This window comes from Kitasatospora sp. NBC_01560, from assembly GCF_045208415.1.
Taxonomy (GTDB): domain Bacteria; phylum Actinomycetota; class Actinomycetes; order Streptomycetales; family Streptomycetaceae; genus Kitasatospora.
This window is the reverse complement of the sequence record NZ_CP109364.1, coordinates 1,933,184-1,946,682: the sequence shown is the minus strand read 5'-3', so window position 1 is coordinate 1,946,682 and position 13,499 is coordinate 1,933,184. Positions and strand designations below refer to the sequence as shown.

Annotated in this window: 12 protein-coding genes; 6 read left to right on the top strand and 6 right to left on the bottom strand. The window is 75.6% G+C overall.

Going from position 1 to position 13,499, the window contains the following annotated elements; genetic code table 11:
• Positions 1-105: 105 nt before the first annotated feature.
• On the bottom strand, positions 106-858 hold the full coding sequence (locus OH807_RS08005; RefSeq protein WP_406195675.1) for an IclR family transcriptional regulator: 753 nt from the start codon (positions 856-858) through the stop codon (positions 106-108).
• A complete protein-coding gene (locus OH807_RS08000; RefSeq protein ID WP_406195672.1) occupies positions 855-2,048 on the bottom strand; it encodes a sugar kinase in 1,194 nt (397 codons plus the stop codon). Before OH807_RS08000 ends, OH807_RS08005 begins: the two co-directional genes overlap by 4 nt.
• 128 nt (positions 2,049-2,176) lie before the next feature.
• On the opposite strand from OH807_RS08000, the gene OH807_RS07995 reads away from it, so the two are divergent.
• The 5 genes from OH807_RS07995 to OH807_RS07975 all read left to right on the top strand — a co-directional run bounded on the left by OH807_RS07995 (position 2,177) and on the right by OH807_RS07975 (position 8,679).
• Positions 2,177-3,490 carry an alanine racemase gene (locus tag OH807_RS07995; protein WP_406195670.1) on the top strand — a complete coding sequence of 438 codons (1,314 nt, stop codon included), beginning with the start codon at positions 2,177-2,179 and terminating at the stop codon, positions 3,488-3,490.
• The gene (locus OH807_RS07990; RefSeq protein ID WP_406195668.1) at positions 3,490-5,148 is read left to right on the top strand and encodes an amidohydrolase family protein; all 1,659 of its coding nucleotides are present in this window, start codon (positions 3,490-3,492) and stop codon (positions 5,146-5,148) included. The genes OH807_RS07995 and OH807_RS07990 overlap by 1 nt, the downstream gene beginning before the upstream one ends.
• A complete protein-coding gene (locus OH807_RS07985) occupies positions 5,145-5,795 on the top strand; it encodes a bifunctional 4-hydroxy-2-oxoglutarate aldolase/2-dehydro-3-deoxy-phosphogluconate aldolase (RefSeq protein WP_406195666.1) in 651 nt (216 codons plus the stop codon). Before OH807_RS07990 ends, OH807_RS07985 begins: the two co-directional genes overlap by 4 nt.
• Before the next feature lie 322 nt (positions 5,796-6,117).
• Entirely contained in the window at positions 6,118-7,698 is a 1,581-nt protein-coding gene (locus tag OH807_RS07980) for an alpha-amylase family glycosyl hydrolase (protein ID WP_406195663.1), read from the top strand.
• Positions 7,699-7,806: 108 nt separating this feature from the next.
• Positions 7,807-8,679: a hypothetical protein gene (locus OH807_RS07975; RefSeq protein ID WP_406195661.1), complete on the top strand. Its 873-nt coding sequence runs from the start codon at positions 7,807-7,809 to the stop codon at positions 8,677-8,679.
• Positions 8,680-8,797: 118 nt separating this feature from the next.
• On the opposite strand, the gene OH807_RS07970 is transcribed toward OH807_RS07975, so the two are convergent.
• A complete protein-coding gene (locus OH807_RS07970; protein WP_406195658.1) occupies positions 8,798-10,105 on the bottom strand; it encodes a CaiB/BaiF CoA transferase family protein in 1,308 nt (435 codons plus the stop codon).
• Positions 10,106-10,490: 385 nt separating this feature from the next.
• Here OH807_RS07970 and OH807_RS07965 point away from each other — a divergent pair, with 385 nt between their 5' ends.
• Positions 10,491-11,456: a hypothetical protein gene (locus OH807_RS07965; RefSeq protein WP_406195656.1), complete on the top strand. Its 966-nt coding sequence runs from the start codon at positions 10,491-10,493 to the stop codon at positions 11,454-11,456.
• Positions 11,457-11,499: 43 nt separating this feature from the next.
• On the opposite strand, the gene OH807_RS07960 is transcribed toward OH807_RS07965, so the two are convergent.
• From OH807_RS07960 to OH807_RS07950, 3 genes are all read right to left on the bottom strand, one after another.
• Positions 11,500-12,030: a hypothetical protein gene (locus OH807_RS07960; protein ID WP_406195654.1), complete on the bottom strand. Its 531-nt coding sequence runs from the start codon at positions 12,028-12,030 to the stop codon at positions 11,500-11,502.
• Between the two features lie 150 nt (positions 12,031-12,180).
• Complete coding sequence (locus OH807_RS07955; RefSeq protein WP_406195652.1) at positions 12,181-12,909, bottom strand: (2Fe-2S)-binding protein; 729 nt, start codon at positions 12,907-12,909, stop codon at positions 12,181-12,183.
• Positions 12,910-13,181: 272 nt separating this feature from the next.
• Positions 13,182-13,469: a hypothetical protein gene (locus OH807_RS07950; RefSeq protein ID WP_406195650.1), complete on the bottom strand. Its 288-nt coding sequence runs from the start codon at positions 13,467-13,469 to the stop codon at positions 13,182-13,184.
• Positions 13,470-13,499: the final 30 nt, after the last annotated feature.

Below are 13,499 nucleotides of genomic sequence, written 5' to 3'. Positions count from 1 at the left end.
CCTCGGCAGGGGACTCGGTGGGAGTGGGACTCGGTGGGACTCGGTGGGAGCGGAAGGGCCGGGCCGGCCGTGGGTGTCCGGCCCGGGCAGCGGCCCCCGGCGGGGTCAGCCGGCCGGGGGCCGCTGCCCGCAGTCGGCGGAGACCGCCCGGGCGGCGGCGAGCAACTGCGGCAGCAGCTCCAGCACCTGCTCGTACGGGAGGACGACGTCCGGGACGGAGATCGAGGCGGCCGCGACGACCCGGCCGCTTGCGTCCCGGATCGGTGCGGCCACGCAGTTGATGAAGGCCTCGTGCTCGGCGTGGTCCTGGGCCCAGCCCTGGGCGGCGACCTTCTCCAGCTCGCCGAGCAGCGCCTCGGGGGTGGTCAGCGTGCGGGGGGTGTGCGGGGTGAAGTCGATGCCGGCCACCACGCGGCGGCGCTCGGCCGGCGGCAGGTCGGCCAGCAGCACCTTGGAGACGGCCGCACTGTGCAGGGCCGCGCGCAGCCCGATCCGTGAGTACATCCGCACCGGGTGCCGCGAGTCGTACTTGTCGATGTAGACCACCTCGCCGCCCTCGTACGCGGCCAGGTGCACGGTCTGGCCGGTGGCGGCGTTGAGCTCGGCGAGGTGCGGGGCGGCGATCCGGCGGACGCCGCGCTGCTCCAGCGCGAGGCCGGAGAGGGCGAAGAGGCCGGCGCCCAGGTGGTAGCGGTAGGCAGGGTCCCGGTAGACGAAACGTTCCTCTTCGAGGCTCTGGAGCAGCCGCAGCACCGTGGTCTTGTGGACGCCGAGCACCTCGGCGAGCTGGTCCAGCGAGCGCTCGCCCTCACCGAGCTCGGCGAGGATGCGCAGGGCGCGGGTGACGGTCTGGCTCATGGTGCTCCAAGGGCCGGGGAGGGGGCCGGTCGAGGGTCCGCGGCAGGGCGGGGGCGGGCGTCGCCGCCCGCGGCCGCGGGCAGTACGGGAGACACGATGCCATCCGCCGACACCCGGGTGGCCGCCCAGTCCTCGGCGGAGGCCGCCAGCAGGGCGTCGACCACCGGCGCCGGCGGTAGTTCGGCCTGGTCCCCGTGCGCGGTCAGCGCGCAGGCGGCGCTGAGGTGGCCGAGCCGGAGCCGGCGGCGCTGGTCGAGACCGCGCAGGGTGGCCGCGAGGTAGCCCGCGGCGAAGGCGTCGCCCGCACCGGTCGCCTCGACCACCTCCACCACCAGGGCCGGCTCGGTCACGCCGGCGCCGTGCCGCTCCAGCGCGGTGACCGTCCGGGCGGCGTCCTTGACCACGACCGTCGCCGGGGAGGGGAAGCGGCGGCGCAGCTCCAGCGGATCCCCGGTGCCGAAGGCGGCCTCGGCCTCGTCCGCGCCGAGCAGCAGCAGGTCGGCGGCGTCCAGCAGCGGCGGCAGCACGGACGGGTCGCGGTCGCGCCACAGGGCCGGGCGCCAGTTGAGATCGAAGCTGACCAGCCGGCCCGCGCGGCGGTCGGCCAGCAGGGCGCGCAGCAGGGCCAGGCAGTCGTCGGAGAGGGCGGCGGTGATGCCCGACAGGTGCAGCAGCCGGGCGCCGGCCAGCAGCCGGGCGGCGTTCGGATCGGCCAGCAGGGCGGGGGAGAGCGCGGCGGCGGCCGAGCCGCGGCGGTGGTAGTGCAGCCGGCTGCGTCCGGGCCCGAGGTCGTGGCGGCTGCCCGTGCTGCCGCCGACCTCCTTGAGGTAGAGCCCGGTCGGACGGTGCTGGTCGACCGCGACCGCCGAGACGTCGACCCCGCGCGCGGCCACCTCGGCGACCAGCCGGCGGCCGAAGCCGTCGTCACCGACCCGGCTGATCCACGCGCTCGGCACGCCGAGTGCGGTCAGCGCGCCCGCCACGTTCGACTCGGCCCCCCCGGCCGAGAGGCTGAACCGCTCCACCGACTCCAGCGGGCCCGGGCGGTCCGGCAGCAGCACCGCCATCGACTCGCCCACGCAGACCGCGGCCGGGCCCTGGGCGGCTGCGCCCCCCACGGCCGGGCTGCCCAGGGGCGGAACGCCCGGGTTCGCGGTGCCCGGGCTCGCGGCGCGGTCCTGTCGGGGCATCTGTGGGGCTCCTCGTGTGCGGCTGCCGAACCGTTCCGTTGACCTTGGTCCGGCGCCGATGCTAGAACCGTGACGCCAGCATGTGCAACCCTCGTTGCGCATGTTGCAACAGCACAAGGAGGAAGACGGTGGACCAGACCTTCGCAGGCACCTTCGCCAGCACCGGCACCGGCCCGGGGATCGACCCCGACAAGGTGGCGGCCCTCGCGGACGAAGTACTCGACTGGCGGTTCAAGGCGCTGCCGCCCGCCGCCTGGGGCCTCAGCGTCCGCGACTACCTCGCCACCGGACCGGCCCTCGCCGGGTTCGGCACCCCGCTGCTCACCCTGGACGCCGCCGCCCTCGACCACAACCTCCGCACCATGGCCCGCTGGTGCGCCGAGGCCGGCGTCGCACTCGCCCCGCACGGCAAGACCACGATGGCGCCCGCGCTCTGGCAGGCGCAGCTGGAGGCCGGCAGTCACGGCATCACGCTGGCCAACCTGCCGCAGGTCCGGGTCGGGCGGGCCTTCGGCGTGCAGCGCATCCTGCTCGCCAACACCCTGATCGACCCGGCCGGGCTCGGCTGGCTCGCCGCCGAACTCGCCGCCGACCCGGCCTTCGGCTTCACCTCCTGGGTGGACTGCACCGAGAGCGTCCGGCTGATGGACGAGGCGCTGCGCGCGGCCGGGGCCGGGCGCCCCGTCGAGGTCCTGGTCGAACTGGGCGGGCCCGGCGGGCGGACCGGCGCCCGCAGCGTCGACGCCGCGGTCGAGGTGGCCGCCGCGGTGCTGCGCGCGCCCACCCTGCGGTTGGCCGGCATCGCCGGGTACGAGGGCGCCCTCGCGCACGACGCCGGGGAGCAGGGGCTCGCCACCGTCCGCGGCTACCTGCGCGACCTCGCGGACCTGCACGGGCGGCTCGCCACCGCCTACTCCGACGCGGCGCCGCCGGTGGTCACCGCCGGCGGCAGCGCCTACTTCGACCTGGTGACGGAGGAGCTGTCCGCCCTGCCGGATGCCGCCGTCGTGCTGCGCTCCGGCGCGTACCTCGCCCACGACGACGGGTTCTACCGGGGCATCTCGCCGCTCGCCCGCGGCACCGGCGCGACACCGTTCCGCAGCGCGTTGCACGGCTGGGCCCGGGTCGTCTCCCGGCCGGAGCCGCAGCTCGCCCTGCTCGACGCCGGCAAGCGCGACCTGCCCTTCGACGAGGGCCTGCCCGAACCGCAGCTCGTGCGCGGCGGAGCCGAGCTGACGGGCACCGCGGCGCGGATCGGCGCACTCAACGACCAGCATGCCTTCCTGCGCGACGCGGGTGACCTCGCCCCCGTCGGCGCCGTGCTGCGGCTCGGCGTCTCGCACCCGTGCACCGCCTTCGACAAGTGGGCGCTGATCCCGGTGCTGGACGACGCCTCGGCGGCGGAGCCGAAGGTCACCGGCCTGGTCAGGACGTTCTTCTGATGGCCGGGGGTGGTGCGGGCGCGGCGGGCGGAGCCGGAACGGAGGCCGGTGCCGGGGCACCAATTGTCTTCAGGGGCGCCACCGTCGTCGACGGCACCGGCGCGGACCGGTACCGCGCCGACGTCCGGATCGAACGGGGCCTGATCGCCGGGATCGGCCCGGGCCTCGGCGCCGCCCGGGTGGTCGACGCCGACGGGCTGGTGCTGGCCCCGGGGTTCATCGACCTGCACGCCCACTCCGATCTCGCCCTGCTCCTCGAACCCGAGCACCCCGCCAAGGTCACCCAGGGCGTCACCTGCGAAGTCCTCGGCCAGGACGGCCTGTCCTACGCGCCGGTCGACGACACCACGCTGCCCGCGCTGCGCCGCCAGATCGCCGGCTGGAACGGGGACCCGGACGGCTTCGACTGGGACTGGCGCACCGTCGGCGAGTACCTCGACCGCCTCGACCGGACGGGCACCGGCGTCAACGCCTGCTATCTCGTCCCGCACGGCTCGCTGCGGATGCTCGCGATGGGCTGGGCGGACCGGGCACCGACCCCGGCCGAACTCGACCGGATGCGCACCGTCCTGGCCGAGGGGCTGGCCCAGGGCGCGGTCGGGATGTCGAGCGGGCTGACCTACACCCCCGGGATGTACGCCGGCACCGCCGAGCTGGTCGAGCTCTGCCGGGTGGTCGCCCACCACGGTGGCTTCCACGCCCCGCACCAACGCTCCTACGGCGCAGGGGCGTTGGAGGGCTACGCCGAGATGGTGGAGATCGCCCGGCAGTCCGGCTGCCCCGTCCACCTGACCCACGCCACGATGAACTTCGGCGTCAACCAGGGCCGGGCCGGCGAACTGCTCGACCTGGTCGACCAGGCGCTCGCCGACGGCGTGGACCTCACCCTGGACAGCTACCCCTACCTGCCCGGTTCGACCACCCTGGCCGCCCTGCTGCCGAGTTGGGCCACCGAGGGCGGCCCGGCGGCCACCCTGGCCCGGCTGGCCGACCGGGACATCTGCGAGTGGATCCGGTACGAGGTGGAGGAGAAGGGCAGCGACGGCTGCCACGGCGTGGTCACCGACTGGGCGACCATCCAGCTCTCCGGCGTCCGAAACCCGGCGCTGGCCACCGTGATCGGCCGGACCGTCGCCGAACTCGCCACCGAGCGGGGCGCGACCGGCACCGACGTCTTCCTCGACCTGCTGCGCCGCGACGAACTGGCCACCACCATCCTTCAGCACGTCGGCCACGAGGAGAACGTCCGCGCGATCATGCGCCACCGGGTGCACACCGTCGGAAGCGACGGGCTGCTGGTCGGCGCCCGGCCGCACCCGCGCGCCTGGGGCACGTTCCCCCGGTACCTGGCCCGCTACAGCCGGGAGTTGGGGGTGCTCACCCTGGAGGAGACGATCGCCCGGATGACCGGCCGCCCGGCCGCCCGGCTCGGGCTGGACCGGCGCGGCGTGATCGCCCCCGGCCACCACGCCGACCTGGTGCTCCTCGACCCCGACACCGTCCAGGACACCGCCACCTTCGAGCACCCGCGGCGGCCCGCCGCCGGCATCGAGCACGTCTACGTCAACGGCACCGCCGTCGTCCGGCAGGGCCGCACCACGGGCGCCCGGCCCGGGCGCGCCCTGCGTCGAACCGATCGAGGAACCCGAGCCCTATGAACCCCACGCCTTCCGTGCTCGCCCGTCTCCGGGCGGTGCTGGCCGCCTCGCCCGTCATCGCCGTGGTCCGCGCCCCCCGGATACCGGACGCCGTCGCCCTCTGCGCCGCGCTCGCCGAGGGCGGCATCAATCTGACCGAATTCACCTACACCACACCGGATGTGACGGACCATCTGCGACGCGCCGCGCGGGAGGGGTGGCGGGTCGGCGTCGGTACCGTGCTGACCGCGGAACAGGCCGAGGAGGCGATCACCGTCGGTGCCTCGTTCCTGGTCACCCCCGGACTGCGGCCCGAGGTGGCGCGGGTCGCGCATGCCGCCCGGGTACCGGTGGTGCTCGGTGCGCTCACACCGACCGAGGTGCAGCAGGCCACCGACCTCGGCGCCGCCGCCGTCAAGATCTTCCCGGCCCGGGCGTTCGGCCCCGGCTACTTCAAGGACCTGCGCGGCCCGTACCCGGACGTCCCGCTGGTCGCCTCCGGCGGCGTCAACGCGGGCAACGCCGCGGAGTTCCTGGCCCAGGGCGCGCTCGCGGTCTGCGCGGGGACGGACGTGGTGGCGCCGGACGTCGTCGCGGCGGGCGACTGGGCGGAGATCACCCGGCGGGCGAAGGTGTTCACCGAGGCGTGCGGGGCGCGGGGCGCGTAGCGGCGGGGGCCGGGGCCGGGGCCGGAGGGCGGTGGGCGGTGGTCGGGGTCGGGGGCCGGTGGTTGTGGCGGGTGGTTGTGGCGGGTGGTCGTGGCGGGTGGTCGTGGCGGGGGCGGCGGGTGGCGGCGGCCGGCGGTGTGTGCCGAGGCGGACTGTCGGGACGGCCGGGATTGGACGAGAATCGGGGCCCTGGACACTGGGCCGGGTGCTCGGTGCTCGGTGCTCGGTGCTGGGTGTCCGGTGCTGGGTGTTTGGTGCTTGGTGCCCGGCGCTCCGGTGTTCGGTCTCAAGGCCTTCGGTACTCGGCAGGAGGATCCACCTCATGACCTCGACCCGCCCCGGCCCCGACTGGCTGGCCGACGCCGTCCTCTACCAGATCTACCCGCAGACCTTCGCCGACTCCGACGGCGACGGCATCGGTGACTTCGCGGGCATCGCCGAGCACCTCGACCACCTCGCCTGGCTCGGCATCGACACGGTCTGGCTCAACCCCTGCTTCGCCTCGCCGTTCCGCGACGCCGGGTACGACATCAGCGACTACCTCGCGCCCGCGCCGCGCTACGGCACCACGGAAGGCCTGGCGGCACTGGTCGAGGAGGCCCGCCGCCGGGGTATCCGGCTGCTGCTCGACCTGGTCGCCGGTCACACCTCCGACCGCCACCCCTGGTTCCGGGCCGCCGCCGGGGATCCGTCCGACCACCGGTACATCTGGTCCGACCGCCCGGTGGACGGCTTCGTCCCCTCGCCCGGCAGTCGCCCCGGCTGGTACCGGCCGAACTTCTTCGACTGCCAGCCCGCACTCAACTTCGGCTACGCGCGCACCCGTTCCGACCAGCCCTGGCGCCAGCCGGTGGACGCCGACGGCCCGCGGGCCAACCGCGCCGCGCTGCGCGGGATCATGGCGCACTGGCTCGGCCTCGGGGTGGCCGGCTTCCGCGTCGACATGGCCTCCTCGCTGGTCAAGGACGATCCCGGGTACACCGAGACCTCCAAGCTCTGGACCGAGCTGCGCGACTGGCTCGACCGCGCCCACCCGCAGGCCGCGCTCTTCGCCGAGTGGGGCGACCCGGCCACCGCCGTCGCGGCCGGCTTCCACGCCGACTTCTTCCTCCAGTTCGGCGGCGCCGACCACGGCCTGCCGCTGCGCTCGCTGTGGAACAACAACGCCGGCACGGTGGAGGAACACTGGAAGCAGGGCCCCTGCTACTTCGAGGCGGAGGGTCGCGGCACTCCGCAGCTCTTCCTCGACGCCTGGCGCTCGGCTGCCGAACTCACCGAGGGCGCCGGGTACATCGCCCTCCCCACCGCCAACCACGACTTCTCCCGGCTCGCCACCGGCCCGCGCACCGCCGGTCAACTCGCCCCCGCCTTCGCCCTCCTGCTCACCTGGCCCACCCTGCCGGCGGTGTACTACGGCGACGAGATCGGCATGCGCTACGTACCGGGCCTGCCCGACGTCGAGGGCAGCGTGCTCGGCCCGCAGTACAACCGGGCCGGATCGCGTACCCCGATGCAGTGGGAGCCGGGCCCGAACGCGGGCTTCTCCACCGCGCCCGCCGACCGGCTCTACCTGCCCGTCGACCCCGACCCGCACCGCCCCGACGTCGCCGGCCAGCGGGCCGACCCGACCTCGCTGCTGCACACCGTCCGCCGGCTGATCGCGCTGCGCCGGGCCCATCCCGGTCTCGGCTCCGGTGGCTCGGTGGAGGTCCGGCACGCCGGGTACCCGCTGGTGTACGTCCGGGCCGGCCGGTACCTGGTGGCCGTCAATCCGCGGCGGGAGCCTGGGGCGGTTGCACTCGGGCCGGTCACGGCACGGCCGTTGGACGTCCAGGGGGTGCGGGTGACCGGCGGGGAGCTGCAGGCGGAGGGCTTCTCGTACGGGGTGTTCGAACTGGACTGAAGGACGCGGTAGGGGTGAGGCCCGGGGGTGAGGCCCCCGGGCTTTCGCATGCGCCCGATTTTGGTTGTACACTGCACCCAGGTTGTTGCATTTACCATCCAATGCAGCGTGCGGCCGCCCGCGAGGACGGTTCGTCACCGACGACAGCAACTCCGCGACCGCGACCTGGTCGGTGCCTTCCTGCCCGACCCCCGGCAGCCCGAGCTGCTGATCGCCAAGGCCGGCTCGGACACCTCCGCGATGGCGGCCGAAGCGGTGTTCCGGAACGTCACGGACAGGGAGGGCGTGCCGCTGCACGTCACCGACCTCGCCGCTCCGGGCAAGGGCGACCCGACCGGGCAGGGCCTGTTCTTCCTGCTGGTCGCGCTCAGCATCGGCTCCTACGGCAGCGTGGCGGTGATCGGCGCGGCCGGCGCGGCGCTGCGCATGCGGATCCGGGCCCTCGTCGGCCTGGCCGCCTCGCTGGCGGTCAGCGTGATCGGGGCCGTCACCGCCGGGCCGGTCTTCCATGTCGTCGACCACGACCTGGCGGCGGTCTGGGTACTCGGCTGGCTCTACTCGGCCGGCGTCGTCGCCATCGGCATCGGCCTGCACAGCTTCTTCAAGCGGTGGACGACGCTGGTGATGATGGTGCTGTTCGTCATGCTGAACTTCACCTCCTCCGGCGGTGTCTACCGGCCCGAGCTGCAGAACGGCTTCTTCGGCGGCCTGCACTCCTTCTGGACCGGCGCCGGCTTCCTGGAGGGCGCCCGCAGCCTGCTGTACTTCGACGGCGGGGCCGGCTTCGGCGGCCACCTGCCGACCCTGGTGCTCTGGCTGGTGCTCGGCGGCCTGGTGATGGCGGCCACGGCCCGCTTCGAGCGCCGCGAGCGGTCCGCCGCCCGGCGCGGGGGCGCGGCGGAGTCCCCGGCCGGTTCCGGGACGGCCGCCTGGGCCGAGGAGGAGGAAGAGATGGCGGAGGCGGTGGCGGTGGCGGTCTGACCGCGACCGCGGACGGAGCGTCCAGGGGCAGGCCGGCAGGCCCGGTGCGGCCCGGGGTGCCGACCCCGCGGGGCGCGCACGAAGCGAGCGCCGTCGAACCGCGCGCCGAGGGGCCTGCTCATGCGGAATCCCCGTGGCCCCCGGAGTCGGTGGGGGCGGGGGAGGGGAGGGCGGCGTCCAGCCAGGCCCGGAGCTCGGCGGTGTGCTCGCCGAGCCGGGGCGGGCGGCGCTCGTAGCGTGGTGGTGTGCGGGAGAGGCCGATCGGGTTGGCGACCAGGTCGATCGGCTCGTCGTCCGGGCCGGTGGCGGCTTTGGTCTTGGTGCCGGTGCCGGTGCCGGTGCCGGTGCCGGTGCCGGTGCCGGTGCCGGTGCCGGTGCCGGCTCCGGGGACGGTGGCGCGGGGCGCCAGGCCCAGCGTGTCGGCCAGGGCGAACGCGTCGGCCAGGTCGTTCACCGGCCCGCACGGAACGCCGAGCGGGGTCAGGAGGGCGAACCAGTCGGCGGCGGTGCGCTGTCGGAGCCCGGCGGACAGCTCGGCCGTGAGCACGTCCCGGTGCGCCACCCGGTCGGCGTTGGTGGCGAACCGGGGGTCGGCCGCGAGCTGCGGCGCGTCCAGCCCGTGGCACAGCGCGGCGAACTGGCGGTCGTTGCCGACCGCGACGACCACCGGCCGGTCCGCGGCTGCGAACACCTCGTAGGGCGCGATCGACGGGTGCCGGTTGCCGAGGATGCCCGGCACCACGCCGGCCAGCGTGTACCCGGCGGACTGGTTCACCAGGCTGGACAGCAGCGTGGAGAGCAGATTGACGTCCACCGACTGGCCCACCCCGGTGGCGTCCCGCTCGCGCAGCGCGGCCAGCACCCCGACGGCGGCGTGCAGCCCGGTCAGCACGTCGACCAGGGCGACGCCGGCCTTCACCGGCCGGCCGGGCTCCGGGCCGGTCACGCTCATCAGCCCGCCGACCGCCTGCACCAGCAGGTCGTAACCCGGAAGCGCGGCACCCGGCCCCGAGCCGAAGCCGGTGATCGAGCAGTACACCAGGCGCGGGTTGAGCAGCCGCGCCCGCTCGTAGTCGAGGCCGTGCTTCGCCATCGTGCCCGGGCGGAAGTTCTCCACCAGCACGTCGGCGCGGCGGACCAGCTCGACCGCGCGGGCGTGGTCCGCCGGGTCGCGCAGATCGAGGGTGATCGAGCGCTTGTTGCGGTTGACGGAGAGGAAGTAGGTGGCTTCGCCCCGCGCGTGCGGCGGTCCCCAGGCGCGGGTGTCGTCCCCCGTCCCGGGCTGCTCGACCTTCACGACGTCCGCGCCGAGGTCGGCGAGGAGCATCGTGGCGTACGGCGCGGCGAGCACCCGGCCGAAGTCGGCGACCAGGAGACCGGAGAGGGGGAGGGACGCGGGGTTCGGCGGGTTCGGCGGGGTCGTCATGCTGCGCCTCCGGGGGTGGGGTGCGGTGCGGCGGGCCGGTGCGCCGGTGAGTGTCGCTCGGGGCGCCCTCGTCGGTGCGCCGGTGCGGATCATTGTGGGGCGGCGGGACGGTGCTGTGCAGTGGCCGGGCAGTCGTTTCGTCGGCTGGTCGTTCCATCGGGCGGTCGGGCGGTTGTGTCGTCGGACGGGCCGTCGGGCGGTCGGGCGGTCGGGGGCGGTCGTTGCGTCGGGCGGCTCCTGGAGCGGTGTCCCCCCGAACGGTGGTGGTCCGAGCGGGGGACCGTCGGGTGGCACGGCGGCGGAGCTCCTGCGGCGGGGTGCCCGGCGATGCTCTGCTGGCAGGTACGCGTCCTGCCCCGCCCCGTTCGCACCGAGGAGAGCCCCCATGCCCCGCCCGCCCCACCGCCTCGCCGGACTGCTCGGCACCGCGACAGCCGTCTCCGCCGTCCTCGCCCTGCTGGCCGCGACGCCGGCCGTCGCCGTGGCGCCGCCGCTCTCCGACCCACGGGTCATCGCCCACTTCGACCTGGCCGAAGGCCTCCAGCCGGAGAATCTCGCGGTCGAGCCGGACGGCTCCGTCGACCTCACCTTCGTCTACGCCCGCGCGGTCGGCCGGGTGGACCGCGACGGCCGCCTCACCCTCCTGGCCACCATGCCCGCTCCCGCCGTCCCGGCCACCCCGCTGGTCGGCGTCGCGGCCGTCACGGGCCTGGCCCGCGCGCACGACGGGACCCTCTACTTCACCTACGCCACCGGCACCGACGACCTCACCGGCATCTGGCGGCTCTGCCCGGGTGGCACGCCCGAGCGGATCTCGGCGTTCCCGGCGAACAGCCTGCCCAACGGCCTCGCCCTCGACGAGCGCGCGGGCCGGCTCTACTCGGCCGACTCGGTGCTCGGCCTGGTCCGGTCCGTCCCCGTCGAGGGCGGCGCGCCGACGGTCTGGTCCGACGACGCCCGGCTCCGGCCCGTCGCGGCCTTCGGCGCCAACGGCCTCAAGGTGCACCACCACGCCGTCTGGGTGGGCAACAGCGACACCGGCACGCTGCTGCGCATCCCGGTCCGGGAGGACGGCTCGGCCGGCCCGGCCGAGCCCCGCGCCACCGGGCTCGCAGGCCTGGACGACTTCGCGTTCGTCGGGCGGGGCGACAGCGTGATCGCCGCGCTCAACACCTCCAGCCAGGCCGTCCTGATCGCCCCGGACGGGACGTCCCGCCCCGTGCTCGACGCCGGGGACGGCCTCTCCAACCCCACCTCGGTCGCGGTCGCCGGGAGCACCGTCTACGTCGCGAGCGCGGCGTTCGCCACGCGGACCGACCCGAACCTGCTGCGGGCGACCTTGAAGCGGTAGCGGGTAGCGGCCGGGCCGCGAGCGCCGACCGGCCGGGAGGGGCTCAGGACGGCGTGCTGCCGTCGGCGATCGAGGGGCTGATGGTGTCGAACCAGAGCAGGTCGGTGGCCGGGTCGAGGTAGAAGGTGCCCACGTACTGGGACTTCGTGATGCTCCGGTCGTACGCCGGGCTGGTCAGCCAGTGCGCGGCGCGGACGAGGTCGCCGTCCAGCGCCGGTGGGAGGTCACCCGGCGTGCCGGGGTGGAACGCGTACGCGGGGTCGGCGGTGAGGGTGGCGGCCGTGCCGACGGGGAGGTGCGCGAGACCGGCCACCCTGACCTGCGGATCCGGGTCGGGAACGGTCACCCGGCCGCCGTCGTCGTCCTTGTCGTACCCGACCCAGCGGGGATCGGAGAGCTGCCCGATCGCGAGGAAGCGACGCTGGAGCGGTTCGACGTCGGTCCGTACCTTGGCGCTCGCCGGATTCACCCCCTTGGCGGGAGCCCCGGACGGTCCGCCGGAACAGCCGGCGGCCGTGCCGGCGAGGAGCAGCCCCAGGACGGCGGAGGGCAGTGCGCGCGGCGGCCGGGTCATTCCGGCATTCTACCGTCCGGCAGTTCTCCTGCGCGGGAGCCGAGTTGGCGCTGCCGCCGGCCGGGCGACGGCCCGGCGGGGCAGTGGTCGGGCGGGGCAGTGGTCGGGCGCGCCCGAGCGGGGCGCGCGCAGGCACGGCCGGGGGTACGTTCAGGGGCGGCCGGGCGGACGGGTGAAGCAGCAGTCACCGCAGACCCCGGCGCCCGGGCCCACCCGGTAGTACAGGCAGCAGCTGTTCCGCCGGAAGCCGGCGCCCCGCAGCGTCCCCGTACCGGCCAGCGGCGGCCGGTCGAGCAACTCCGTCACGAGGGCGCGGGCCCGGCCGGGTGCCGCGTGGGGTTCGAGCATCCGCAGGGCGCCCGCCAGCGCGGAGGCGGCATTGCCGTGCAGCAGCCGCTCGGAGAGCGGCACCGCGGCGCGGACGGCGGCGGCGAGCGGCTCCAACTGGTCGTGCACGAGCGCGTGGTGGAGCCGGTCGACGGGCGGCGGGCCGTCCGTGGGGCCCGGCCCGTCCGGCGCCGCGGGGCAGGGCGTCCAGAGGTCGATCGGGCCCTGCTCCGGCACGCGCACGTACGCCCGGTCCGGTGCCAAGTCCGGGACGGCGCCCAGCAGGACGGCCGCACCCAGGCTCGCCGAACAGAACCGGGCGGCCAGTCCGAGGTGCAGGATCGAGGCCGCCACCCGCGGCTCGTTGCTGCCGAGCCGCCGCCCGAACTCCCGGACCCGTGCTGCCAACGGCGCGTCCGGCCCGGGCGCGTAGAACTCGCGCAGCGGCCGGAACCCGGCCGGCGGCAGGTCCGTGGGCGCGGTGGCGGCGTCCAGGGCGAAGTACGGGCCGACGGCGGCGAGCCGACCGTAGCCGGGTGCGGTGCCGCTCACCGGACGGCCGCCTCCGCGGCCCCGCGGGCCGGGGCGGGCCGGTGGCGGCCCGGGGTGGCGGTGGCCGGTGGGCGGCGGTGGGGCATCGGGCGGTCCTCCGGCAAGCGGGTCGGGCGGGTGCTGCGGTCGGGGCGGGGCGCCCCGTACGGTGGGGCGGCCGCGGTGGGCACCGCTGAACGCTATCGTGCCCGGGTGTCCCCGCGGTCGGGACGCCGGGGGCGCCGCAGCACCGACCGCCCGGCGGGGCCCTCGTCATCGGGTCAGTCGCCGGGTCAGTCGCCGGGGCGGCCGTCCTCGGCAGCGGGCGGGCCGGTCGGCACGAAGAGGCTCAGCCGGTAGGTGGTTGGCTGCACCGACCGGCCGCAGAACGTGTCCATCCGGACGGCCGTCCAGTCGATCCGCGTCCTGCCGGCCCGCAGGCGCCGCACCTCGGCGAGCCATGCCGACTCGTCCTGGGTCTCGAAGAGGACCTCCCACCGCCCCGTCCCGGGGGCGAAGCGGGCCGCCGCCTGCCGATGCGCCTCCTGCTGACGCTGCTTGCGCTTCCGTTGTCCCGGCACGGGTCCAGCATCGTGGCGGGCGGCCGCCCG

What these genes read in the sequence shown, in the direction of transcription:
- OH807_RS07960 (WP_406195654.1), bottom strand. Translation starts at nt 12,030, where the DNA reads ATGACCCGGCCGCCGCGCGCACTGCCCTCCGCCGTCCTGGGGCTGCTC.
- OH807_RS08000 (WP_406195672.1), bottom strand. Translation starts at nt 2,048, where the DNA reads ATGCCCCGACAGGACCGCGCCGCGAGCCCGGGCACCGCGAACCCGGGC.
- OH807_RS07985 (WP_406195666.1), top strand. Translation starts at nt 5,145, where the DNA reads ATGAACCCCACGCCTTCCGTGCTCGCCCGTCTCCGGGCGGTGCTGGCC.
- OH807_RS07990 (WP_406195668.1), top strand. Translation starts at nt 3,490, where the DNA reads ATGGCCGGGGGTGGTGCGGGCGCGGCGGGCGGAGCCGGAACGGAGGCC.
- OH807_RS07970 (WP_406195658.1), bottom strand. Translation starts at nt 10,105, where the DNA reads ATGACGACCCCGCCGAACCCGCCGAACCCCGCGTCCCTCCCCCTCTCC.
- OH807_RS07980 (WP_406195663.1), top strand. Translation starts at nt 6,118, where the DNA reads ATGACCTCGACCCGCCCCGGCCCCGACTGGCTGGCCGACGCCGTCCTC.
- OH807_RS07965 (WP_406195656.1), top strand. Translation starts at nt 10,491, where the DNA reads ATGCCCCGCCCGCCCCACCGCCTCGCCGGACTGCTCGGCACCGCGACA.
- OH807_RS08005 (WP_406195675.1), bottom strand. Translation starts at nt 858, where the DNA reads ATGAGCCAGACCGTCACCCGCGCCCTGCGCATCCTCGCCGAGCTCGGT.